Below are 22498 nucleotides of genomic sequence, written 5' to 3'. Positions count from 1 at the left end.
ATCAAATTCAGATGCCGACATTCGGGCGATCGATGATCTCCCGAAGGGAAAAGCTGGAATTGATCTTCACGACATGGGGCAGGGCCGACAGCCAATCGCGGTGGATCCTTTCGTAATCCTCAAGATCCTTTGCAGCCACGCGCAGAATGTAATCGTACTCACCGGACATGAGATAGCAGACAAGCACGTTCGGACAGAGTTTTACGGCTGCTTCGAACTCCGTGAGAGTTTTTGCGAACTGACCCGACAGCGAAATGTGCACGATGACCATGATGCGATAATCGAGTGCCTTGTGGGACAGACGCGCATGATAGCCGGCGATAACGCCGGTCTTTTCGAGGATATCGACACGGCGAGAGCAGGCGGAGGCCGACAGCCCCACCCGTTCGGCCAGCTCGGCATTGGCGATGCGTCCGTTCTGCTGCAGAATCCTTAAGATCGCAGCATCAATCGCATCCAATCCAGACATTCGATCATCCTTCGATAAAATTCAACAGAACGAATTTTTCTTCGAATATTTACCTGAAAGTCTGCGAATTTTGCAAGGACATGCGCTTCGCTTCCTGTTTGTCTATGGGCACCAATAATTTCGAAACGCTTACAAGGAGAGGAGCGCATCATGCGTGTCGGTTGCCCGAAGGAAATCAAAAATCACGAGTATCGTGTCGGCCTGACGCCAGGGGCCGTGCGGGAGTATGTGGCGCATGGTCACGAGGTCTATATCGAAACCAAGGCTGGTGTGGGCATAGGGGCTGAGGATGACGCCTACCGTGCCGCCGGTGCAAAGATTGTCGCCAGCGCCCGCGACGTATTCGAGAAGTGCGACATGATCGTCAAGGTCAAGGAACCGCAACCCGGAGAATGGACGCAGCTCCGTGACGGTCAGATTCTTTATACCTATCTCCACCTTGCGCCGGATCCGGAGCAGACAAAGGGGCTTCTCCAATCAGGCGTGACGGCCATTGCCTATGAGACGGTGACGGACGAGCGCGGCGGCCTGCCGTTGCTGGCGCCGATGTCGGAAGTGGCCGGGCGGCTTGCTATCCAGGCGGGTGCCACCGCCTTGCAGAAGGCCAATGGCGGGCGCGGCATCCTGCTGGGCGGTGTGCCCGGGGTTCTGCCTGCCAAGGTTACGGTCATCGGCGGCGGTGTCGTCGGCCTGCATGCGGCCCGCATGGCCGCGGGGCTCGGTGCCGATGTGGTAATTCTCGATCGCTCCATTCCCCGCTTGCGCCAACTCGACGATCTGTTCGCCGGTCGCGTCCACACCCGCTATTCGACCATCGAGGCCCTGGAAGAGGAAGTCTTCTCTGCCGATCTGGTTATTGGCGCAGTGCTGATACCGGGTGCGGCCGCGCCGAAGCTCGTCAGCCGCGAGATGCTGTCGGGCATGAAGAAGGGCGCCGTTCTCGTGGACGTGGCGATCGACCAGGGCGGGTGCTTCGAAACCTCCTATGCCACGACCCATTCGGATCCAACCTATGAGGTTGATGGCATTATTCACTATTGCGTCGCCAACATGCCCGGCGCCGTGCCGGTAACATCGACGCAGGCGTTGAACAATGCCACCCTGCAATATGGTCTCAAACTCGCAGACCGCGGTATTGCGGCCATTGCCGAGGACAAGCATCTGCGCGCCGGTCTCAACGTCCATAAGGGCCGCGTCACCAACGCCGCCGTTGCGGAAGCGTTGGGTTATGAGAACCATGCGCCGGAAGCCCTTCTGAAGACGGCTTGAAGCACAACAAGAGTTGAGCCCGCGTTTAGAGTTTGTCAGGGAAAAGTGGAAACCGGTTTTCCCGAAAAGACAAACGAAAACAAAAGAATCTAGAGAATGTCTGGTTCAAACTGAACCGGACATTCTCTAGCGCGGGCTCAATTCAGGCGGCTTCGATCCGGCACTGATAGCAATTGTTGCGCGCCGAACGCACATGAACGTAGGCAACGTCATTGCGGTTCAGCAATTCGGCCGCATACCGCTCGATATCCTCGACGGCTGTCGCGGCGCCAGTGCCATAAATGATCCTGTGTTCGTTGCTGTAACCACGCAAAATATAGTCCTTGCTGGTTGTCAGGATCGGCGGCTTGGCTGCTTCCTCATAGGCCTTGCATTCCTCTGCGTGCAGGAAAATCGGGCCGGTTTCGGCATAGGGCTGTAAAGCCGGAAAGGGCCTATAGGCGAGGATGAGATAAGGCGCACCGGCATCGATATTGGCAAGACAGTGCCGGCAGGGCATGCCTTGCCCGTCCGAGATATGACGCTCGGGGATCATGCCGTAGGCGTCCGGTTTTCCCTGCTGAAGTGCAGTGACATCGGCGCTGGGGATCGGTGTATATCGCAGCATCATTTCCTCCTTTGTTCAGAGAGAAAATGGATCGCACGGCATGGGACCATGCGACACCCGAAACCTGCGCAGACAACGATGCTTAGAGTTTGTCGGGGAAAAGTGGAAACCGGTTTTCCCGAAAAGATAAACAGAAACAAAAGAATCTAGAGGATGTCTGGTTCAATCTGAACCGGACATCCTCTAGAAAAATGCGCTGAGATCAGCCTTTTCATCATCCGTCAACGGCAGGACCGTCGTATCCCGCGTAGCCACCGGCGAGAAGCCGAAGCGCTGGTAGAGTTGCAGCGCCCGAGGATGATCGAGATCGTTTGTCGAAACTCGGACGACCTTCGGGTTCGAACTCCAGGCGGCATAGAGGGCCTGCAGCAGGAACCACTTGCCGATCCCCAGACCCAGCGCGTGCTCGAACATGCCGAAGTGACTGAGTTCGAGAGTATCCTCATCGATCTTCAATAATTCAAAGAACCCGGCAGGGGCACCGTTGACATAGAGAACAGTAACGGCGTTGCCTGGATTATGGAGCGCTGCGGTGAGCGCCTCATCGTCCATTCGCAGCCGGTCTACCCAGTGCCATCGGCGACCGACCTGGAGATAGAGAAAGCGGTAGAATGCCGGCGGGATGGCCGGAACACGCATGATGGCCGTCTGGATATTCACCGGTACCGGAAGGCTCTGCTTCGGTGGCGTGGTCATTTCCAGTTCTGTCACGTGAACGGCGAGCGGTTCCACGGTCTTTTTTTCTGACATCGCTCAGGCCTTGCCGGTCGCGACAACAGTGTCCTGTCGGCTGCCCCATTCCGACCACGACCCGTCATAAAGTGTATTGTCAGTGTGATCGAGGGACTGCAAGGCCAGCGTGATGATCGCAGCGGTTATGCCAGAGCCACAGGTGGTTACCACCGGCTTGTCGAGATCGATACCGGCTTCCTCAATGGTTGCCCGCAGCGCCTCGAGCGATTTAAGCCGGCCCTTTTCGGAGAAGACGCCCGAGGGCAGGCTTCTGGCACCGGGCATATGGCCGGAGCGCATCCCAGCGCGTGGCTCGGCTTCGTCGCCAGTGAACCGGCCAGCACCGCGCGCATCCGCGATCTGCCGCGTACCGCCGCCTACGATATCCTTCATCTGGGCAAGGGACGTTACCGCGTCTCCCGTGAAACGAACGTTGAAAATGGCTGGTGAAGGTGAGGGGATATCGGCTGTCACCGGGCGTCCTTCGGCCTTCCATCCATCCATGCCGCCGTCGAGCACGAAAACACTCGATCCGCCGAAGGTGCGCAGAAGCCACCAGACGCGCGGGGCTGTGAAGATGCCCGGTCCATCATAGACGATGATTGTGTCGCCATCGGCAATTCCAAGCTTTCCGACGGCGTCGGCAAAGGCTTCCGGTGACGGGATCGTGTGCGGTAGGCCACTCGAAAGGTCCGCAATCGCATCCTGATCGTAAAAAATTGCGCCGGGGATATGGGCGGCTAGGTATTCCGCGCGAGGATCGCGTGCCTGAGCCGGCAGATACCAGGAAGCATCGAGGATCTTGACTGTTGGGTCGCCAAGACGAGCCTCCAGCCAATCGGCTTCGACGATAAAGCGGCTTTTGTTGTTTGACATGTGTGTTCCTCCCGTCACGATGCTGCCGTTTCCGGCGCGCCGAACCTGATGCGAAAACGTCGGTTCTCCTTGCCTTTCTTTTCGATACGGGCGATGTGAATCTGGCCGACTTCCTGGGTTTCCGACACGTGAGTCCCTCCACAGGGCTGACTGTCGATTGCTGCATCTGTACCAATGCACACAAGGCTCACCCGGCCGAGACCAATCGGCGGGCGTACGTTCTTCGATTTCACAATGCCCGGATTGGCCGCAAGTTCCTCGTCGGTGATCCACTGCAAATAGACCGGATGATTTTCATCGACCAGCTTCATCAGTTCTGCCGTGACGTGGTCTCGGTCAATGGTCTCGCTCATGTCGAAATCGACACGGCTTTCGTCCTCTCCGACAGCAGCGCCCGTGATCGGATATTGGCAGACGACCGACAGAAGGTGGCAGGCGGTGTGCATGCGCATCAACCGGTAGCGGCGGGCCCAGTCGATGTGGATGACAAGTTTTTCGCCGACCAGCGGCGCTTCTTGATCAACGGCGGGCACATGGATGATGATGTCCTTCGTGTCACCATGGCGCGTGACGGCGATCTCGATACGACCTCCATCGGAGCGCTCGAAAAAGCCGGTGTCGCCCGGCTGACCGCCTGACGTGGCATAAAAACAGGTCTGGTCGAGGATGATCCCGCCATCCTCCCTGATCTCCGTGACGGTTGCTTCAACTGTTGAGAGGTAAAAGTCGTCACGGAACAGGGCGGTGGTCATGATTATGCTTATCCGGCAGGTTCGTAGGGGATGCTGATATCCGATGTTGTCGTCATCCAGGCCGGCACGGGCAGGCCCTTCGACTTCAAGAACGCCGGATTGAACAGCTTCGATTGATAGCGGTTACCATAGTCGCACAGGATCGTCACGATGGTATGTCCGGGACCGAGATCGCGCGCGAGCCTTATAGCCCCGGCAATGTTGATACCGCTTGATCCTCCAACGCAAATTCCTTCCTTATCAACAAGATCGAAGACCAGCGGAACTGCCTCCAGATCGGGAATCTGGTAGGCAAAATCCGGCGTGAAGCCTTCCAGGTTGGCGGTGATTCTGCCTTGGCCGATCCCCTCGGTGATGGAGCTGCCCGACGAGGCCAGTTCGCCATGGGCATAATAGTTGTAGAGCGCTGCACCCTCCGGGTCGGCAATGCCGATCTTGATATCGGGGTTCTTTGCCTTCAGGCCCCTGGCCACACCGGCAAGCGTGCCGCCGGAGCCGACGGCGCAGATGAAGCCGTCCACCTTGCCGTCGGTATCGCGCCAGATCTCCGGAGCCGTGGTTTCGACGTGAGCGTCACGGTTTGCAACATTGTCGAACTGGTTTGCCCAGACGGCGCCATTGGGCTCGGTGCGGGCGAGCTGCTCGGCAAGCCGCCCGGAAAGCTTCACGTAGTTGTTGGGGTTCCTGTAGGGAGCAGCGGGCACTTCGATCAGCTGGGCGCCGAGAAGCCGCAAGGCGTCCTTCTTTTCCTGGCTCTGCGTTTCTGGAATGACGATCACGGTCCGATAGCCGAGCGCCTGGGCAACGAGCGCAAGACCGATGCCGGTATTGCCGGCCGTCCCCTCGACGATCACGCCACCGGGCTTCAGCGCACCGGAACGCTCAGCTTGCCGAATAATCGACAGGGCTGCGCGATCCTTGACGGATTGACCAGGATTGAGGAACTCCGCCTTGCCGAGAATATTACAGCCGGTCGCTTCAGAAGCCCCCTTCAAACGGATCAGCGGCGTATTGCCGATGGCTTCAATGACGGAAGGCAAAGCGGACATGAGTAAACCTTTCAAAAGGCAGAAACGTGCAGAGGGCAGGCGTGCTCTAGCGATGGAGCAAGCCGGAACAGGAGGTGGTGGCCGGAGAAACAGCCAATCGGTCGCTTTTCGGTCGATGAACCTTATTGCGCAAGAAATAGAGTTTCAACGTGAGGCCGACGCGGGCAAAAATTACCCGCTCACGGTTTCGTGAAGTCTCAGAAGGACGTCAAAGAGGGCCCGATCAGTGACCGGTCACTCGTAGACGATCTGGCGAACGTCGATGTTGCGGGCGCGGAATCCGGCTTCGCAATAGAAGAGGTAGAACTCCCACAGGCGCTTGAAGCGCGTATCGAAACCAAGCGGCTCGACCTTGTGCCAGACATTGCGAAAGCGTTCGCGCCACTCCGCAAGGGTGCGGGCGTAGTCCAGTCCGAAACCGAAGTCTCCGCTCATTCTCAGCCCGACCTTGCGACCGAGGTCTGAAAGGTGCTCCCGGGTGGGCAGCATGCCGCCGGGGAACACGTATTTCTGGATAAAGTCGGGATTGGCCCGGTATTCCTTATAGGCTTCCGGCTTGATGGTGATGATCTGCAGGCCTGCCTTGCCGCCGGGCTTCAGGCAACGCTGCAGCTGGGAAAAATAGGTCGGCCAGAATTTTTCACCCACCGCCTCGAACATCTCGATCGAGACGATACGATCATAAAGCCCGGTTTCGTCGCGATAATCCTGGAACTTGATCTCGACCTTGTCGGAAAGCCCGGCCTTTTCCATTCTCTCCCGCGCGAAGGCAAGCTGCTCGCGACTGATGGTGAGCCCGGTCACCCTGCAGCCGATTTCACCTGCTGCATATTCCGCAAACCCACCCCAGCCGCAGCCGATTTCCAGAACATGGTCGGTGGATCGAATGCCCGCCGCTTCCGCCAGCGCCTTGTACTTTGCACGCTGGGCTGACTGCAGGTCGTTGGCGCCGGTTGAATAGAGAGCGGAGGAGTAGGTCATGGTCGGATCCAGCCACTCCCTGTAGAAGGCATTGCCCAGATCGTAATGGGCGGAAATGTTCCGTTTGGATCCCGCCCTGGTGTTGGCATTCATCCAGTGGCGCAACTTTTCCACCAGCCGAAGCAAGCCGCGTGCCCCGTTGGGGAATTTTTCGCCGATATCAGCGTTGACGAGGAAGAGCTCGAGAAAAGCGCCCACATCGGGACTATCCCAATCACCGTCCACATAGCTTTCGGCCACCGCGATCGTGCCGCCGGTCAGCGCACGCTGGGGAAGCTTCCAGTTGTGGAGCGTAACCGCGGCCGAAGGGCCTTGCGCATTGCCCTTGACGAGCACTGTGCGGTTGTCGGGAAACGTGAGTTTGAGGGAACCCGCCTGCAGGTAGACAAGGCCCCGAAGTATCATCTGAGCTTTCGCTGGAAAGTCTTTGATAACACGTGAAATATTATCACTCGAAAGGCGAACGATATCTTTGCATTCCGAGACACAGTTTTCGGCTGTCATCATGCGGCATATCCTCGGCAATCATTGCGCTTGACACAAAATAACCCCAATTGGCAAAAGCGCCAACCTCTGGGTCGCTTTAAATGCCAAGGAAATTTTCTTGCTCTTTCAAGAGACTGGCATGTTGAGCGGCAGACTGACGCTGGCGAACCAGTAGAGTGTAGGACGCATCAGTTTGCTCGCAAGTGGCAAAATCTGGCCACATTTCAAAATCTGCGCCTCGACATGTTAATTGTCGTCCAGGGAGCGCAAGGCAGCCAAAGCGCGATTGCGTGCCTGCTTGTGATCCACGATCGGTTTTGGATAGATTTCCCCAAGCTTTATGCCGGCCTGTTCCAACACTGTCGCCGGCGCTTCGAACGGGCGATGAATATATTTGTCCGGCAGGGTGGCAATTTCCGGGACATAGAGACGGACATGGGTTCCGTCCGCATCGAATTTCTCCCCCTGCAGCACAGGATTGAATATCCGGAAGAAGGGGGAGGCGTCCGCACCGCTTCCAGCCACCCACTGCCAACTTGCTGCGTTCGACGCCGGGTCGGCGTCAACCAGCGTATCACGAAACCACGCCTCACCCTTTCGCCAGTCGATTAGAAGATCCTTGATGAGGAAGGAGGCCACGATCATGCGCACGCGGTTGTGCATCGTCCCGTAGGTCCACAGCTGCCGCATGCCGGCGTCGACAATCGGATAACCCGTCTTTCCCTTGGTCCAGAGCTGAAACGCGGCGTCGTCAACTTCCCAGGGAAAGGCATCGTACTTTCTCACAATGTTGAGCGATGCCATTTCCGGGTGATGGAACAGCAGGTGATAGGAGAAGTCGCGCCAAGCAAGCTCCTTGCGAAACGTAATGACGTCTTCGGGTGGAACATTCTGAAGGCCCTTGGTGGCATGCCATATCTGTGCCGGCGTTATTTCACCCATGGCAAGGTGCGGCGACATCGCAGAAGTTCCATCCGTTCCCGGCTTGTCACGCGCAACCTTGTAGCCAGCGAGCCGCCCGGAAACGAAATCCTCAAGCTTTTCGAGCGCGGCCGCTTCACCGGGACACCAGACATCCACAAACTGCCGCGCCCAGTTCGGCGTCGTGGGCAACAGCCCCCAGTCGTCAAGCGTTTCGCTCTCGAAGGTCCGTTCGGGTGAAACGATCGCCTCAGGAGCTTCGAGTGGTGTTTCCGGTTCACCGGACGCCTCCAGCGATCGCCAGAAGGGCGTGTAAACCTTGTACGGGGTGCCAGCACCGGTCTTGAGCCGTGACGGCTCATGCAGCAGCTGTCCGGGAAAACTCCGAACCTTGATATTGCGCGCGGCAAGCGCAGCTTTGATATCGGAATCGACCTTGATTCCACGCGGATCGTAACGTCGGTTCCAGTAAACGGCATCGGCTCCGCTCTGCGCGATCAGTTCATCCAGGATAACCCGCGCGTCCCCTGAGCGTAGAAGCAGCGCGCAGCCGTGGCGCGCGAGTGTCTTTGCAAGAGCGGCAAGCGAATGGTGAAGCCACCAGCCTTGGGCGGCACCCAACGCACCGTTTCCGCTTTCAGCCGGTTCTCGGATATAAAGGACGATGACCGGCTGGCCGGAATTGCAGGCTGCCCAAAGCGCCTGATGGTCGGCAAGCCTGAGATCCTTGCGAAACCAGACGATGACAGGCGTAGAGGTGATGGATTGGTTTGTTGCCATGCAGATATTCCAGCGAACTGGATCGCCATATACCGCGAAATTCACGGTGCGACAGGGCAGGCGATTATTTTCGAGGACGTCTCTGACGCTGGGTCGGTCACGACATGAAAAAGCCCACGTTTGCTATCGCGAACGTGGGCTCTGAAACTGGCTCCCCGGGCCGGATTCGAACCGGCGACCTGTCGATTAACAGTCGAATGCTCTACCGCTGAGCTACCAGGGATCATCTGCGCCGCGTGCGCCGCAGAAGTGAGGCTGCTAATACAAATGCTTTTTCGATTTGCCAAGCGCTTTTTCCAAAAAAGTCTCACAATCTTGTCAGACTGTGGAGAAGACCCCATCTGGGAAAGGCGGCGAATGCCTGTGTATCAAGGCCATAGCGCTGTTTTCGTGAAATTGTGGAAAGTTGGTAAAATTCATGTCGGAACGGAAAACCAAAAAATTCGGTATCGATGCGGCCACGCACGAACTCGTTCTGGGGAGATTCCGCATGCCGCTGCCGCAGTCGCGCCTTTTCCGCATCGCGATCGGGGTTGCGCTGATATTTCTTGGTTGCCTGGGATTTCTACCGATCCTTGGTTTCTGGATGATCCCGCTGGGGCTTCTCGTCCTCTCCCACGATCTTTCCTACGTACGCCGCCAGCGCCGCAGGCTCACGGTATGGTGGGCGCGCCGCTCGCAGCCCGACACCTGATAGCGGGGCTTTCAACCCCGTCCGGAACAAGCCGGCGCCTTCAACGTTTCCGCTAGGTAAGCGAAAAATCCATGATATGCTCAACCTCGGGAGGAATGAGGCATGGAAAACTTTCTGGCATTGCTGGCTGTTGCTGTCGGCACGGGTATTCTGGGCGTAGGATTGGCCTACGGGATGCGCTGGCAGCGAGAGCATCAGCGCCGCGCAACACCACCCCACGACATAGACAAAGCCTTTTAGCCGGTTTAGCGCGATCGCGCGGCCAGGCTCGGCAAACTGATCGATAACTGATGGCGGAAGAGGTGGGATTCGAACCCACGGTACGGTTTCCCGCACGCCGGTTTTCAAGACCGGTTCCTTAAACCACTCGGACACTCTTCCGCGCGACTGTCTTCGTTTTCACGTTGACGTCATGGGCTCGCTTTATAGCCTGCTTGCCTGCTTCGTCAACTGCCGGTCTTCTCGCTTTTGGATGGATGGTACACTATTGGGCCGAGTGCAGCCAAAGGATCGGGATTATCCGCGTTAAGTATCTGTAAACCATGACATCCAATTCTTCCCGCGTGTTGTATTAACCATTCGCAATTTGGCCACGTTGTTGTCATGATTAATTGACCGTTACGTTTCGTGACGCCGGTTATTCCGTTGAGGACAGCAATGGAACAGTACCGAGTACGGCCATTACGAATGACGATGTGGGACCTATGATATCCAGCAAGACTGCGGCGGGCTTTTTGGTAGCGGGCCTGCGTATCGCCGCTATCCCGATGATCTGCACAGCCTTGACGGCGTGCGGCACGACGGGGAGCGTGAAGAAAGACAAAACGCACGGCAAGGAATACTTTGCCGAGTCGATCTACGGCGTGAAAGCGAGCCCGCGCGTTGCCAATGGCAAGAACATTCCCAAGGGCGGCGGTCGCTATCAGGTCGGCGAGGCCTACAAAGTCAAAGGCAAGTGGTATCAGCCAAAGGAAGAACCCGGCTATAACAAGGTCGGCATATCGTCCTGGTACGGCTCTGCCTTCCATGGCCGCGTGACCGCCAACGGCGAAGTCTATGACAAATATCATCTGTCAGCAGCGCATCCGACGTTCCCGCTTCCAAGCTACGCTCGCGTGACCAACCTCGAAAACGGCTCTTCCGTTATCGTGCGCGTCAACGACCGCGGTCCCTACGAGTATGGCCGCATCATCGATGTTTCCTCCAAGACCGCCGAGTTCCTCGACATGAAGCGCAAGGGAAGCGCGCAGGTTCGCGTGCAATATATCGGCAGGGCACCGCTGGAAGGCAACGATATGCCTTATCTCATGGCTTCCTATGTCCAGAAGGGCGAGAAGGGCCGTGGCGTGTTTCCGGAAGGCCAGATCGCAACTGGCGTGATGGTTGCATCCAACGAGCCGCTGAAGACACAGGTCAACAGCCTCGGAACGCTGACTATTCCGCCGAAATCCAATCTCGACACGGGCGTGCCTGTGACGGCGCTTGCCGAAACACCGAAGCCGACTTTTGCAAATGCGGCAATGGATGCATTTGCCCTGCTGCCAGAGATCGGGCCTATTCCGCGCGAACGGCCAGAGTATATTCCGCTGCCGGACGGCAATATGGCTTATGCAGCAGCCTATGTTGAAGCACGCGTCAGCGATTCCGAAGCAGCGTTTGATGCGATCCTCGTCGACCAGAACCCACTGACGTCGGCTGCGATTCTGGAGCATGCCAAACGCCAGCAAAGCACACGCTAATTGCCTCGGCAAAAGCCGTATTCTCGCGTGGCGCTCGCGGGAGCCGAGACATGCAGCTTGATTCGTGATTCACTTCAGCAGGATATGGTTGCCTTCCATTCCGAAATCGGAGTCGTTCATGCTGGCACGGCTGGTCCTGTGTATCGTAGTTTTCCTGGCTGGGATTCCTGTTGTCCAAGCGGCGCAGCCAGCGTTTGAGACGAAGGCGAAACAGGCGTACCTGATCGATTCGGAAACCGGCACAGTGCTTTTCGCCAAGAGCGAAACTGTGCCTATTCCCCCGGCCTCTCTGGCGAAGCTCATGACGATGGAAGTCGTCTTTGACGCCCTGAAGCGGGGCGAGATCAAGCTCGACACAGCTTTTCCAGTGACCGAGCATGCCTGGCGCACCGGTGGCGCTCCGTCCGGGACGGCGACGATGTTTGCGGCCCTGAAATCCAACGTCCCGGTTGCCGATCTTGTCCGCGGGGTCACCGTTCAGTTTGCCAATGATGCCTGCATCATTCTCGCCGAGGGCATGGACGGCAGCGAAGATGCTTTTGCCACCCGCATGACGAAGCGGGCAGCGGAACTCGGCCTGACGGCATCTGCCTTTCACAACGCCACGGGGCTTCCCAATCCGGAAAACACCGTGACGATGCGCGATCTCGTCACTCTGGCCCGGCATATCCACGCGAGCTATCCGGAGCTTTATCCGCTATACAGCGAAGCCGATTTCGAATGGAACAAGATCCGCCAGAGAAACCGCAATCCGCTGATATCGGCCAATATTGGCGTCGACGGCTTGGTGACAGGTTTTGCGGAGGGTTACGGCTATTCCATGGTTGCCTCGATGCAACGCGATGGCAAACGGGTATTTCTTGCGATCGGCGGCCTCGAAACGGAGAAGGAGCGGGTCGAGGAGACGAAGAAGATACTCGAATGGGCCATGTCAGCATTTGAAAAACGTCGCATTTTCGAAGCCGGAGAGCCCGTCGGCGAAGCCTCGGTCTATGGCGGCACGGTCCGGCAGGTCTCGCTTGTGACGGCCGAGCCGGTCGACGTGCTGGTGCCCGTCAACGATCCCGAACGTCTGGTGGCGCGCGTGGTGTACCGCTGGCCATTGCCGATGCCGATAGAGCAGGGGCAGGCAGCGGGCACGCTCCGGATTTGGGACGGGCAGCGCCTGCTGCGTGAGATACCGGTAAAGGCAGCTGCTGGTGTCGAGGTGGGCTCGCTGTCGAGCCGCGCGCTGGATGCCCTGCAGGAAATGTTTTTCTTCTGGCTCTGAGGCGAACGGCCAATAATCTGAGTCGGGGCAAAGCAGGGGAATAGTCCCTCTTTGGCGGTTTCACACCAGCGGACAATCGTCTAAACACAACGCAATGGGCTGGAAAGTTCCGGCATTGACCGCTTGCGTCATCGCGTAGGCAAAATATCAGAGTGCGGGAAAGCAGAGTGGCTGTCGGAAGCGGTTTGTTCGTGACGTTCGAGGGAGGCGAGGGTGCCGGCAAGTCGACGCAGATCAGGCTGCTCGCTGCTGCGCTGCGAGCCCGTGGTCTCGAAGTTCTGACCACGCGGGAGCCCGGCGGCTCGCCCGGTGCGGAGGCTGTTCGTCATGTGCTCCTGTCCGGTGCTGCCGAAGAGCATGGTACACGTATGGAAGCCGTGCTTTTTGCGGCTGCCCGCAGCGATCATGTAGAAGGCGTCATCCGCCCGGCGCTTCAGCGTGGCTGTGTCGTTCTCTGTGACCGGTTCATGGATTCGTCGAGGGTCTATCAGGGTGTGACCGGCAATCTTGATCGGGCCTTTATCGAAGCCCTGCAACGGGTTGCCGTCAATGGCGTCTATCCCGATTGCACCATCATCTTCGATCTTTCTCCTGCGATCGGCCTTGAACGGGTGCGGCGTCGCAGTGTGGGCTCTACCGATAAACCGGTGGGCGTCACGGATTTCGATCGCTACGAAAAGGAAGAGCTAGAGACGCAGGAAAAGCGGCGCGAGGCCTTTCTCGATATCGCGGCGAACGAACCTGAGCGCTGCTGCGTCGTCGATGCCTCGGCTGCGGAGGGCGAGATTGCGGCCGAGGTTCTGTGGCTGGTTGAGGCCCGCCTTGATGCCCGTCTTGCAAGCGCGGTTCCGACGGGGAACCCGCAATGAGCACAGAGCGTCCCGGCGTCCTCGACGGCGCACTGCATCCCGCGGAAAACAACCGCCTTTTCGGCCACACCGAAGCCGAGCATTTCCTGGCGCAGGGATATCGGTCTGGAAAGGGTCACCACGCGATCCTCATCGAAGGGCCGGAAGGCATTGGTAAGGCCACGCTCGCCTTCCGCTTTGCCAATCATATTCTCTCACACCCCGAGCCTGAGCTTGCGCCGGCGGAACTTGCCGACCCCGATCCATCGAGCATCGTCAGTCGACAGATTACCGCCGGCGCCTCTCACAATCTGCTGCATCTGACCCGACCGGTCGATGAAAAAACCAGGCGCGTCAAAGGCGCGATCACCGTCGATGAAGTGCGCCGTGCGGGCAAGTTTTTCTCTCAGACATCAGGAACCGGCAACTGGCGGATCGTCATCATCGACCCGGCAGATGATCTCAATCGCAACGCGGCCAATGCAATCCTCAAGATTCTCGAGGAGCCGCCAAAACGCTCGCTGTTCCTCGTCCTCACCCATGCGCCCGGCAAGTTGCTGCCAACCATTCGTTCGCGCTGCCTACCCTTGAAGCTGAAGCCGCTGCCTGACGAGGCGCTTCGCATGGCGCTTGGCCATCTCGGTTTTGAAGACAGCACCAATGATGCCGTTATTTCGGCTGCCGGCGGCAGCGTGTCAGAGGCTCTGAAGCTCATCAATTACGGTGGACTCGACATCAAGGCGGCCTTTGAAAACATCGTCACGGGCGAGGGGACAGGTCGACGCAGCGAAATGCATAAGCTTGCCGATGTCCTGAGCGGAAAAGACAGCGAGACCATCTACGATTTCTTTGTCGAGATTGCCGGGAACCACGTCATTGGCGCTGCGCGGCAGGCAGCGCTGTGCGGCGACATCATTCGCGCCGAGCGCCTTGCGCGACTGTCGTCAAGCCTCACGGAAAAGCTGACGATTGCGGAAGCTTACAATCTCGACCGCAAGCAGAGCATTCTATCGCTTCTCGAAGAGCTCAAAGTCGCCACGGCCTGACGCCATTGCCTCGCAATGCAGCAAACTTGCTGTTTCCCTCGCCGGTCGCTTGCGCTAAGAGCAGCAGTCAACAAAATCGAGAACGCAGGGCTGAAGCCGAATGACTGACACGTCCCCATTTTACATCACGACAGCGATTTCTTACCCGAACGGCAAGCCGCATATCGGCCATGCCTACGAGCTGATCGCGACCGATGCGATGGCGCGCTATCAGCGCCTGGATGGACGCGATGTCTTCTTCCTGACCGGGACGGACGAACACGGCCAGAAGATGCAGCAGACCGCGCGCAAGGAAGGCGTAACACCACAGGAACTTGCCGACCGCAACTCGGCCGAATTCCAGGCCATGGGCAAGTTGCTCAACGCGTCCAACGACGATTTCATCCGCACGACCGAGCCGCGCCACCATGAAGCCGTCAAGGTTATCTGGAACCGCATGGGCGATGCCGGCGACCTCTACAAGGACAGCTATTCCGGCTGGTACTCGGTACGCGACGAAGCCTATTATCAGGAAGGTGAGACCGAGCTGCGCGCCGATGGCGTGCGCTACGGGCCGCAGGGCACGCCCGTGGAATGGGTTGAGGAGGAGAGCTATTTCTTCAAGCTCTCCGAATATCAGGACAAGCTCCTGAAGTACTACGAGGAAAATCCGGATTTCATTGGCCCGGCCGAGCGCCGCAACGAGGTGATTTCCTTCGTGAAATCGGGCCTCAAGGACCTCTCCATGTCGCGCACGACGTTTGACTGGGGCATTCCGGTTCCGAAAGATCCTGGTCATGTCATGTATGTCTGGGTCGATGCACTGACCAACTACATCACCGCGACCGGCTATCTCACCGATCCCGAAGGTCCGCGTGCCAAATACTGGCCGGCTGATATCCACATGATCGGCAAGGACATCATCCGCTTCCACGCCGTCTACTGGCCGGCTTTCCTGATGTCGGCAGGATTGCCTCTGCCCAAGCGCGTCTTCGCTCACGGCTTCCTGCTCAACAAGGGCGAGAAGATGTCGAAGTCGCTTGGCAACGTCGTCGATCCGGTCAATCTGGTCGAGCATTTCGGCCTCGATCCGATCCGCTACTTCTTCCTGCGCGAAGTCTCCTTTGGTCAGGATGGGAGCTATAGCGAGGAAGCGATTGCGACCCGCATCAATTCCGATCTCGCCAATGGCATCGGCAACCTTGCCAGCCGGTCGCTGTCGATGATCGTCAAGAACTGCGACGGCAAGATCCCGGAATGCGGCCCGCTGAGCGATGAAGACAAGGTGATGTTGGCGTCTGCAGACGCGCTTCTCGCTTCGACCCGCAGCGACATGAACGCGCTCGCCATCCACCGCGCCGTCACCGCGATCATCGCAGTTGTTTCCGAAGCCGACCGCTACTTCGCAGGTCAGGAACCCTGGGCGTTGAAGAAAACTAATCCTGCTCGCATGGGGACGGTTCTCTACGTGACCGCGGACGTGGTGCGACAGGTCGCGATCCTGCTGCAGCCTTTCGTGCCGGAATCGGCGAGCAAGCTGCTTGATCTTGTGGCAATCCCGGCAGACAGCCGGACATTCGCGGACCTTGGTGAGGCCGGGCGTCTGGTGCCGGGCACGCCGCTCGAAGCACCAAAGCCCGTCTTCCCGCGTTACGTCGCTCCGGAAGCGTGAGACGCTGATGTTGATCGATACCCATTGCCATCTGGATTTTCCGGATTTCGAGCCGGAACGTGACGCGGTCATTGACCGCGCCATGGCGGCTGGCGTCAGGCAGATGATCACCATCTCGACCCGCGTGAAGAAGTTCGACACGATCCTCGGCATCGCAGAAGTCTATGATAACGTATTCTGTTCGGTCGGAACCCATCCGCACAATGCCGATGAGGAACTGATCGAGACGGCCGATCTGGTGCGCCTTTCAGCTCATCCGAAGGTCGTCGCGATCGGCGAGGCCGGGCTTGATTATTTCTACGACAACGCGCTGCGTGACGCGCAGGCGATCGGGCTGCGTCGGCATATCGCGGCAGCACGAGAAACCGGTCTTCCGCTTGTCATTCACAGCCGTTCCGCCGATGAGGACATGGCGGCGATCCTGACCGAGGAAACAGGGAAGGGGGCCTTCCCTTTCCTCTTGCACTGCTTCTCTTCCGGCCCGGAACTGGCGCGCATTGGCGTGGAACTCGGCGGCTACATCTCGTTTTCGGGCATCCTGACCTTTCCGAAATCTGAGGAGCTGCGCGAGATCGCCACGACCGTGCCACATGATCGGATGATCGTGGAGACGGATGCACCTTACCTTGCTCCGAAGCCTTTCCGTGGCAAACGCAACGAACCGTCTTATGTGGCCCATACCGCCCGGGTTCTGGCTGAAACGATCGGGGTCAGCGAGCAGGAAATCGCTGATATCACAACGGAAAACGCTTTCCGCATTTTCTCCAAAATGCCGAGAGTTGCATAAGAACATGGCGGTGCGGCGAACCTTCACCATTCTGGGTTGCGGTTCGTCGCCGGGCGTGCCGCGCATCACCGGCGATTGGGGCGCGTGCGATCCCGAAAATCCGAAGAACCGGCGCACCCGTGCCGCATTGCTCGTTGAGCAAAAGGCGGAAGACGGTGGAAAGACCGTCGTCGTCATCGATACCGGCCCAGATTTTCGCCAGCAGATGATCGACGCTCGCGTTGATCATCTCGATGCCGCGATCTATACGCATCCGCATGCCGATCATATCCACGGTATCGACGATCTTCGCGGCTATGTCATGAATTCACCGCGCCGCATGTCGATCTGGGCGGATGCTTTCACCATGGAGCGTATCCGCGAAGGTTTTCGCTATTGCCTGGAAACACCTGAAGGCAGTGGCTATCCGCCGATCGTCGAAGCCAATATTTTCGACGAGCAGCTTTCGCCGATCACAATTAATGGTGGCGGTGGTCCGATACAATTTCAGCCACTCAAGCAGCACCACGGCACCATCACATCGTTGGGCTTCCGTATCGGCGATTTTGCCTATTGCTGTGACGTCAGCGATTTTCCGGTAGAAACCGTCAACAAGCTGGCCGGCCTCGATGTGCTGGTCATCGACACGCTGCAATATCGGTTCCATCCCAGCCATCTTTCGATGGAACAGTCGCTTGGATGGATCGAACGCATCGCTCCCAAACGTGCGGTGCTCACGCACATGCACGTACCGCTGGATTACGATACCGTGATGCGCAAAACACCAGATCATATCGAGCCGGCCTATGACGGCATGCGGCTCGAAGTCGATGTAACCGACAACACCGTCAGCTGAAATAACGCTTCAAATTACTGCGAATACGCTCCAGTACCGTGTTTCCCGAAAGATCGGGCACGAAGTGCCGGCCGGTGATCGTCTCAAACGCCTCGATATAGACCTTCGACGTTTGCTCGACGAGTTCTCTCGGAATTTCCGGAATGGGATCTTTGTAGGGATCGCAACGCTCGGTGACCCAGGCACGCACGAAATCTTTGTCGAAGCTCCTTGGCCGCGTGCCGGCAGCAAAGCTCTGCTCATAGCTTTCGGCGATCCAATAGCGGCTGCTGTCCGGTGTATGGATTTCATCGGCAAGCACGATGCGCCCATCCTTGTCCGTGCCGAACTCGTATTTGGTATCTACGAGGATCAGACCGCGTTCGGCGGCTTGGCTCTGGCCACGCTCGAACAGGGCCAGCGCATAGCGCGATACCGTTTCCCACTGCTCCGGCGTCAAAAGCTTTTGCGCCAGGATTTCATCGGCCGACAACGGTTCGTCGTGACCGCCGTCGAAAGCCTTGCTGGTGGGCGTGATGATCGGCTGCGGCAGCTTTTCGTTGTCCTTCATGCCATCCGGCAGCATGATGCCGTACATGGCGCGCTCGCCGTTGTGGTATTTGGTGAGGATCGACGTGCTGGTTGTGCCGGCAAGATAGCCACGAACGACGATCTCCACTGGCAGGATATCGAGCCGGGTGCCGATGACGACGTTTGGATCGGGATAGCTGATGACATGGTTCGGGCAGATATCGGCGGTCTGTTCGAACCAGTAGCGCGCCGTCTGGGTCAGTACCTGACCCTTGAAAGGAACAGCCGTCAGGATGACGTCGAAGGCGCTCAACCGGTCCGTCGCGATGATGATCCGGCTGCCATCCGGCAGATCATAGTTCTCGCGAACCTTGCCGTTATAGCGTCCCGGCAATTCGGGGATGAAAGCATCTGAAAGAATGCGCAAATCGCTCATCGGCTTCGGTCTCTCGCTGACGGTTAGACTGGCATCGCTTAAGCCCGGAAGATACCGCAGGTCAAGCAGTGGATTAGGCCAACATGGCAGTTCAACGGCAGATGGGCATATCTTTACGTTCCATAATCTATCTTATGCGATTATGACATGTGGCGGCATTTTAGAAATGCGACATATAGGCTAGTTAGAGACGCGACAATCGTCGCCTCTTGGGATGCTGGTCGAACGTCAGCATTGGGAAGCAAGATAAGCGGCGTGCATCGTGGTCGAGGCCATCTGTGTTCGGAGTCGTCATGTCTTGTTTGATTGTTATGTCTCAGAAGGAATTGCATCGTCTTGAACTAATCCAGCAGATTCGCGCTCGGAGGCTGACTGTCGTCGAGGCGGCTGGGTTGCTCGGTCTCAGCCGCAGTCAGGTCCACCGTCTGTTGCAAGCCTATGACCTGGCCGGCGCCGATGGACTTGTCTCGAAGAAACGCGGCCGTGCGAGCAACCGGCGTCACAGCGAGGACTTCCGCAACCTGGTGCTCGACTTGGTGCGTGAGCATTACGTGGATTTCGGACCGACCCTGGCCACCGAGAAGCTGCTCGAGCGCCACCGGATTGCCGTCAGCAAGGAGACGCTGCGTCAGTGGATGATGGAAGCCGGCATCTGGGTGTCGCGCCGCGAACGCAAGAAGCGGGTTTTCCAGCCGCGCGGCCGGCGCGACTGCTTTGGCGAACTTGTGCAGATTGATGGGTCGCATCACTGGTGGTTTGAGAATCGCGGTCCCAAATGCGCCCTGCTCGTCTATATCGACGATGCCACCGGCAAGCTGTTGCATCTGCGCTTTGCCGGCTCGGAGAACACCTTCGACTATCTGCACGCGACGAAGGCTTACTTGCAGCAATGGGGCAAGCCGATCGCGTTCTACAGCGACAAGCATGGGGTTTTCCGCACCACCCATGCTTCGCAGCAGGACAGAACCAGTGGCCTGACACAATTCGGGCGGGCGCTTTATGAGCTCAACATCGACATCATCTGCGCCAATAGCCCGCAGGCCAAAGGGCGCGTTGAGCGCGCCAACCAGACGCTGCAGGATCGGCTGGTGAAGGAGTTACGGCTGCGTGGCATCGACACGATCGCGGCGGCCAATGCCTATGCGTCGGAATTCATGGCCGACTTCAATCGCCGCTTTGGCAAGGAGCCTCGCAATCCGAAGGACATGCATCGGTCGTTTGCCGCGCATGAGAACCTCGATCGCGCCATGTGCCGCAAGGAAGTGCGCAAGCTGTCACAGGCCCTGACGCTGCGCTATGACAAGGTGCTGTTCATCCTCGATCCGACGGATCTCGCCAAGACGCTCGCCGGTAACAAGGTCGTTGTCTGCGACTATCCCGATGGTCGCCTCGAGATCACCCACGAGGGGACGTCCCTGCCCTACAAAACCTTCGACACGCTGCGCTCGGTGCACCGCTCCGAGGTGGTTGAGAACAAGCGGCTTGATGACATGCTGGCCCTGGTGGCCGAGATGCAGGCCGGACGTGAGCAACAGCGCAGCCAGAGTGGACCACGCCGCACTGGTCAGACCGACCATATGTTCGGCATTCGCGACGGCAGTACAGCCAATGGCTACCAAAAGCGCGGCACCAAGCCTGGCAGGAGGACGGATTTTACCAATGATCCAGTGGTAATCGCCCGGCGACAGCAAGCCCTTGCGCAGTTGAAAGCGGCGGAGTGATCGGGGTGTCAAAGCTAAAGTTTACTCTTCCAGCTGGAGCCATCCGCCGCCGCCCGGCCTACGCAACCCCGACCAGCTCCACCCGGGCGGCGGCTTACGTCTGTGTATAGGCAAATATAGAATCTTGCAAAATCAGTAATAACGAATAGGATGGTGTCGCGTCTCTAAATTTCTTACTTTGTCTCATCTTTAAATAGCTGTGACATGACATGATCTGTAGCCGGGTGGTTTCAAGGATGAAGTGCGACTTGCAATAGATAACAACGGTTTATCCCTGCAAGGAACGAGACATGAAGCGCACCTACTCCCAGATCGATATGAACGCCGCAAGATTGCTCGCTGGCGTACGGCTGGAATCAGTGTTGACGTGATCGCCGAGAAACTGCACCGACATCGCTCAACCATTTTCCGTGAGATCAAGCGCAACACGTTTCGTGATTGCGGCTACCGGACAATGACATCGCTAAGCAAGGCCGTAGACGCTTGAGGAAGCTTCGAAGGCATTCACGGTTGCGCGCCTGGTAATCGAGAGATTGAGGACATATTTGTCGCCTGACTGATCTTCGCCTTCCGGCAGATCTCCGCCACCGTCACCCTTCATTGCCCCGCTTCAGAATGAACGCCTTCTTGGCGTCCAAAAACTGCGATGCCTTCATCGTCTTCCGTTTTTGTCTCAACCAGGAAAAATCCACCGGAAAACGCTAACCAGAACCGCTCCAATTTGAAGGATGCAGATCACCTGGGGTGCACGCTAGAACTTTCGATTTTCCACTTCAGCTTATAAGGCGCCCCTCACCCAGCGGCTAACGCGGCGTGGATTTTGTTGCGGTTGTAGAAAAAACAATTGCCACCATGATAATATATTGCAACATTTTATTTTAGCAAATTATTTACGAGGGGCGGTCGCATGAGCGGGACAAATGTCGCGGAAATCATTAAGGGCCAAACCGATTTTACCGGGGCCGAGATTCTTACCGTGTATAGCAAAGTCAGCAATACATACGCAGTATACGGCACGGAAGAACGCGTGATGGTTCAGTTCGCCGATGACGAAAAACTTGGAAGCGAACAGAGGTTGGCTCTGGCTCCACTCAATCCCGTTCGCGGTGAGATCAATGGCCTTATAGATGGCTGGCGCAAAACCTCTACATTCAGAAGCCACGGGAATGCCTCTAAGGCAAAGCGGTTCGATCGAAGGACAGCCGACGCACTCACCGTTGCATTGCAGGGCGACCAGGCGCATGCCGAAGAACTGCTGCGAGGAGTTAAAGCGGACATTCTGGAAGAGCGTACGTCCATTGGCCGCACTGAGTATCTGATCGTCGCCACGATCAGCACGGTTATTGTTTTTTTTCTCTTTTGGCTGTTTTCGCGCTCAGCGGCATCTGCAGATTCCGTGTCGTTTGGGGGTTTCATTGCGCAAAACGATATCTGGCTTGCGGTAAACCTGGGTTGCCTGGGTGCCCTGTTCTCGATCGCACTCGGTATCCGGAGCCGGGACATTCGGACCGATTTGCAGCGGCGCGACAATGTAGTCGATGCAATTCTGCGGGTCATGATCGGCGCTGTGTCAGCGGTCATTTTATTTTCGTTGTTCAAAAGCGAACTGGTCAGCGTGAAGCTCGGCGATCAAGCGGTCAGCCTTGACGGCACCGGTGGGAAGACGATGCATGCAGCAATCATTATTGCCTTTCTAGCCGGTTTTGCTGAGCGATTGGTGGGGGATTTCCTGAGCACCACTGTGCTTGCCGGACAATCGGCGACAACAGAGGTGGCGGTAAAGGCGGCTGCCGAAGCGAAGGAAGGGGCGAGCGAGCAGAACCCGCGAGGTAAACAGGCTGCCGATGAGCGCAGGGCGCCCCCGGTCATCGATAGCGTATCGCATTTACACGACGATGACGGCAGCGACAGCTGTGTTTGCGATTTGGACCTCGTCGCGGACGAATCGACCGATGATGTCGAACTTCCGGAAGCCTCAGGCGGGATAGAAAAAGCAGCTTAGGCCGGGGATAGAACGCACACAAAAGCAAGAGGCGCAC

General features: G+C 57.6%; 21 protein-coding genes, 2 tRNA genes and 2 pseudogenes. 13 read left to right on the top strand and 12 right to left on the bottom strand.

From position 1 onward, the window contains the following. Positions 1-7: 7 nt before the first annotated feature. Positions 8-469: an Lrp/AsnC family transcriptional regulator gene (locus tag QO002_RS12480; RefSeq protein ID WP_307230082.1), complete on the bottom strand. Its 462-nt coding sequence runs from the start codon at positions 467-469 to the stop codon at positions 8-10. A gap of 150 nt (positions 470-619) precedes the next feature. Between QO002_RS12480 and ald the strand changes: the two genes are divergently transcribed. Further along, positions 620-1738: an alanine dehydrogenase gene (gene ald, locus QO002_RS12475; protein ID WP_307230080.1), complete on the top strand. Its 1119-nt coding sequence runs from the start codon at positions 620-622 to the stop codon at positions 1736-1738. Positions 1739-1880: 142 nt separating this feature from the next. Here ald and QO002_RS12470 read toward each other — a convergent pair whose 3' ends face one another. The 8 genes from QO002_RS12470 to QO002_RS12435 all read right to left on the bottom strand — a co-directional run bounded on the left by QO002_RS12470 (position 1881) and on the right by QO002_RS12435 (position 9145). Then, entirely contained in the window at positions 1881-2348 is a 468-nt protein-coding gene (locus QO002_RS12470; RefSeq protein WP_307230078.1) for a DUF1203 domain-containing protein, read from the bottom strand. Positions 2349-2528: 180 nt separating this feature from the next. Then, positions 2529-3095, bottom strand: a complete 567-nt coding sequence (locus QO002_RS12465) for a GNAT family N-acetyltransferase (RefSeq protein ID WP_307230076.1) — start codon at positions 3093-3095, stop codon at positions 2529-2531. Positions 3096-3098: 3 nt separating this feature from the next. Beyond that, the gene (gene sseA, locus QO002_RS12460) at positions 3099-3953 is read right to left on the bottom strand and encodes a 3-mercaptopyruvate sulfurtransferase (RefSeq protein WP_307230074.1); all 855 of its coding nucleotides are present in this window, start codon (positions 3951-3953) and stop codon (positions 3099-3101) included. 14 nt (positions 3954-3967) lie between these two features. Beyond that, on the bottom strand, positions 3968-4705 hold the full coding sequence (locus QO002_RS12455) for an alanyl-tRNA editing protein (RefSeq protein ID WP_370878484.1): 738 nt from the start codon (positions 4703-4705) through the stop codon (positions 3968-3970). A gap of 8 nt (positions 4706-4713) precedes the next feature. Beyond that, positions 4714-5754: a cysteine synthase A gene (locus QO002_RS12450; protein WP_307230072.1), complete on the bottom strand. Its 1041-nt coding sequence runs from the start codon at positions 5752-5754 to the stop codon at positions 4714-4716. Between the two features lie 234 nt (positions 5755-5988). After that, the gene (locus QO002_RS12445) at positions 5989-7242 is read right to left on the bottom strand and encodes an SAM-dependent methyltransferase (protein ID WP_307230070.1); all 1254 of its coding nucleotides are present in this window, start codon (positions 7240-7242) and stop codon (positions 5989-5991) included. 225 nt (positions 7243-7467) lie between these two features. After that, positions 7468-8922 carry a cryptochrome/photolyase family protein gene (locus QO002_RS12440; RefSeq protein WP_307230067.1) on the bottom strand — a complete coding sequence of 485 codons (1455 nt, stop codon included), beginning with the start codon at positions 8920-8922 and terminating at the stop codon, positions 7468-7470. Between the two features lie 148 nt (positions 8923-9070). Beyond that, a tRNA-Asn gene (locus tag QO002_RS12435) sits at positions 9071-9145 on the bottom strand. 195 nt (positions 9146-9340) lie between these two features. On the opposite strand from QO002_RS12435, the gene QO002_RS12430 reads away from it, so the two are divergent. Next, positions 9341-9616, top strand: coding sequence for a hypothetical protein (locus QO002_RS12430; RefSeq protein WP_307230065.1), 276 nt, complete (start codon positions 9341-9343; stop codon positions 9614-9616). A 102-nt stretch (positions 9617-9718) separates the two neighbouring features. Then, positions 9719-9856, top strand: a complete 138-nt coding sequence (locus QO002_RS12425) for a hypothetical protein (RefSeq protein ID WP_307230063.1) — start codon at positions 9719-9721, stop codon at positions 9854-9856. 51 nt (positions 9857-9907) lie between these two features. On the opposite strand, the gene QO002_RS12420 is transcribed toward QO002_RS12425, so the two are convergent. Next, positions 9908-9997 (bottom strand) — tRNA-Ser (locus QO002_RS12420). 323 nt (positions 9998-10320) lie between these two features. Here QO002_RS12420 and QO002_RS12415 point away from each other — a divergent pair. From QO002_RS12415 to QO002_RS12385, 7 genes are all read left to right on the top strand, one after another. Beyond that, the gene (locus QO002_RS12415; protein WP_370878483.1) at positions 10321-11355 is read left to right on the top strand and encodes a septal ring lytic transglycosylase RlpA family protein; all 1035 of its coding nucleotides are present in this window, start codon (positions 10321-10323) and stop codon (positions 11353-11355) included. Positions 11356-11473: 118 nt separating this feature from the next. Continuing rightward, positions 11474-12625 carry a D-alanyl-D-alanine carboxypeptidase family protein gene (locus tag QO002_RS12410; RefSeq protein ID WP_307230061.1) on the top strand — a complete coding sequence of 384 codons (1152 nt, stop codon included), beginning with the start codon at positions 11474-11476 and terminating at the stop codon, positions 12623-12625. Positions 12626-12792: 167 nt separating this feature from the next. Next, positions 12793-13494: a dTMP kinase gene (tmk, locus tag QO002_RS12405; RefSeq protein ID WP_307230059.1), complete on the top strand. Its 702-nt coding sequence runs from the start codon at positions 12793-12795 to the stop codon at positions 13492-13494. Then, positions 13491-14519 (top strand): DNA polymerase III subunit delta', encoded by a 1029-nt coding sequence (locus QO002_RS12400; RefSeq protein ID WP_307230057.1) that lies wholly within the window; start codon positions 13491-13493, stop codon positions 14517-14519. The genes tmk and QO002_RS12400 overlap by 4 nt, the downstream gene beginning before the upstream one ends. A gap of 100 nt (positions 14520-14619) precedes the next feature. Continuing rightward, positions 14620-16170, top strand: coding sequence for a methionine--tRNA ligase (gene metG, locus QO002_RS12395; protein WP_307230054.1), 1551 nt, complete (start codon positions 14620-14622; stop codon positions 16168-16170). 7 nt (positions 16171-16177) lie between these two features. Continuing rightward, positions 16178-16957 carry a TatD family hydrolase gene (locus tag QO002_RS12390; RefSeq protein ID WP_307230052.1) on the top strand — a complete coding sequence of 260 codons (780 nt, stop codon included), beginning with the start codon at positions 16178-16180 and terminating at the stop codon, positions 16955-16957. Positions 16958-16961: 4 nt separating this feature from the next. Further along, on the top strand, positions 16962-17792 hold the full coding sequence (locus QO002_RS12385) for an MBL fold metallo-hydrolase (RefSeq protein WP_307230049.1): 831 nt from the start codon (positions 16962-16964) through the stop codon (positions 17790-17792). Here QO002_RS12385 and QO002_RS12380 read toward each other — a convergent pair. Continuing rightward, positions 17785-18729, bottom strand: a complete 945-nt coding sequence (locus tag QO002_RS12380) for a phosphoribosylaminoimidazolesuccinocarboxamide synthase (RefSeq protein WP_307233342.1) — start codon at positions 18727-18729, stop codon at positions 17785-17787. The two genes, QO002_RS12385 and QO002_RS12380, sit on opposite strands and share 8 nt — an antisense overlap. A 302-nt stretch (positions 18730-19031) precedes the next feature. Between QO002_RS12380 and QO002_RS12375 the strand changes: the two genes are divergently transcribed. Together QO002_RS12375 and QO002_RS12370 are read left to right on the top strand one after the other, a co-directional pair. After that, positions 19032-20459 (top strand): ISNCY family transposase, encoded by a 1428-nt coding sequence (locus QO002_RS12375; RefSeq protein WP_307233340.1) that lies wholly within the window; start codon positions 19032-19034, stop codon positions 20457-20459. 290 nt (positions 20460-20749) lie between these two features. Continuing rightward, positions 20750-20975, top strand: a pseudogene (locus QO002_RS12370) (helix-turn-helix domain-containing protein); the annotation flags it as partial. Here QO002_RS12370 and QO002_RS12365 read toward each other — a convergent pair. Further along, positions 20967-21115, bottom strand: a pseudogene (locus QO002_RS12365) (IS3 family transposase); the annotation flags it as partial. The pseudogenes QO002_RS12370 and QO002_RS12365 overlap by 9 nt on opposite strands. A gap of 251 nt (positions 21116-21366) precedes the next feature. Between QO002_RS12365 and QO002_RS12360 the strand changes: the two are divergent. Further along, positions 21367-22461 (top strand): hypothetical protein, encoded by a 1095-nt coding sequence (locus QO002_RS12360; RefSeq protein ID WP_307230047.1) that lies wholly within the window; start codon positions 21367-21369, stop codon positions 22459-22461. The last annotated feature ends 37 nt before the right edge of the window (positions 22462-22498 follow it).

The sequence above is a fragment of the Pararhizobium capsulatum DSM 1112 genome (genome assembly GCF_030814475.1).
Lineage (GTDB): Bacteria > Pseudomonadota > Alphaproteobacteria > Rhizobiales > Rhizobiaceae > Pararhizobium > Pararhizobium capsulatum.
This window is presented reverse-complemented; position numbering and strand designations above follow the sequence as displayed.

Coding starts and splice junctions, on each gene's coding strand:
- QO002_RS12440 (WP_307230067.1), bottom strand. CDS start 8,922: ATGGCAACAAACCAATCCATCACCTCTACGCCTGTCATCGTCTGGTTT.
- QO002_RS12360 (WP_307230047.1), top strand. CDS start 21,367: ATGAGCGGGACAAATGTCGCGGAAATCATTAAGGGCCAAACCGATTTT.
- QO002_RS12385 (WP_307230049.1), top strand. CDS start 16,962: ATGGCGGTGCGGCGAACCTTCACCATTCTGGGTTGCGGTTCGTCGCCG.
- QO002_RS12455 (WP_370878484.1), bottom strand. CDS start 4,705: ATGACCACCGCCCTGTTCCGTGACGACTTTTACCTCTCAACAGTTGAA.
- QO002_RS12410 (WP_307230061.1), top strand. CDS start 11,474: ATGCTGGCACGGCTGGTCCTGTGTATCGTAGTTTTCCTGGCTGGGATT.
- QO002_RS12375 (WP_307233340.1), top strand. CDS start 19,032: ATGTCTTGTTTGATTGTTATGTCTCAGAAGGAATTGCATCGTCTTGAA.
- QO002_RS12425 (WP_307230063.1), top strand. CDS start 9,719: ATGGAAAACTTTCTGGCATTGCTGGCTGTTGCTGTCGGCACGGGTATT.
- metG (WP_307230054.1), top strand. CDS start 14,620: ATGACTGACACGTCCCCATTTTACATCACGACAGCGATTTCTTACCCG.
- QO002_RS12430 (WP_307230065.1), top strand. CDS start 9,341: ATGTCGGAACGGAAAACCAAAAAATTCGGTATCGATGCGGCCACGCAC.
- ald (WP_307230080.1), top strand. CDS start 620: ATGCGTGTCGGTTGCCCGAAGGAAATCAAAAATCACGAGTATCGTGTC.
- QO002_RS12390 (WP_307230052.1), top strand. CDS start 16,178: ATGTTGATCGATACCCATTGCCATCTGGATTTTCCGGATTTCGAGCCG.
- sseA (WP_307230074.1), bottom strand. CDS start 3,953: ATGTCAAACAACAAAAGCCGCTTTATCGTCGAAGCCGATTGGCTGGAG.
- QO002_RS12465 (WP_307230076.1), bottom strand. CDS start 3,095: ATGTCAGAAAAAAAGACCGTGGAACCGCTCGCCGTTCACGTGACAGAA.
- QO002_RS12470 (WP_307230078.1), bottom strand. CDS start 2,348: ATGATGCTGCGATATACACCGATCCCCAGCGCCGATGTCACTGCACTT.
- QO002_RS12415 (WP_370878483.1), top strand. CDS start 10,321: ATGATATCCAGCAAGACTGCGGCGGGCTTTTTGGTAGCGGGCCTGCGT.
- QO002_RS12480 (WP_307230082.1), bottom strand. CDS start 469: ATGTCTGGATTGGATGCGATTGATGCTGCGATCTTAAGGATTCTGCAG.
- QO002_RS12450 (WP_307230072.1), bottom strand. CDS start 5,754: ATGTCCGCTTTGCCTTCCGTCATTGAAGCCATCGGCAATACGCCGCTG.
- QO002_RS12400 (WP_307230057.1), top strand. CDS start 13,491: ATGAGCACAGAGCGTCCCGGCGTCCTCGACGGCGCACTGCATCCCGCG.
- QO002_RS12445 (WP_307230070.1), bottom strand. CDS start 7,242: ATGATGACAGCCGAAAACTGTGTCTCGGAATGCAAAGATATCGTTCGC.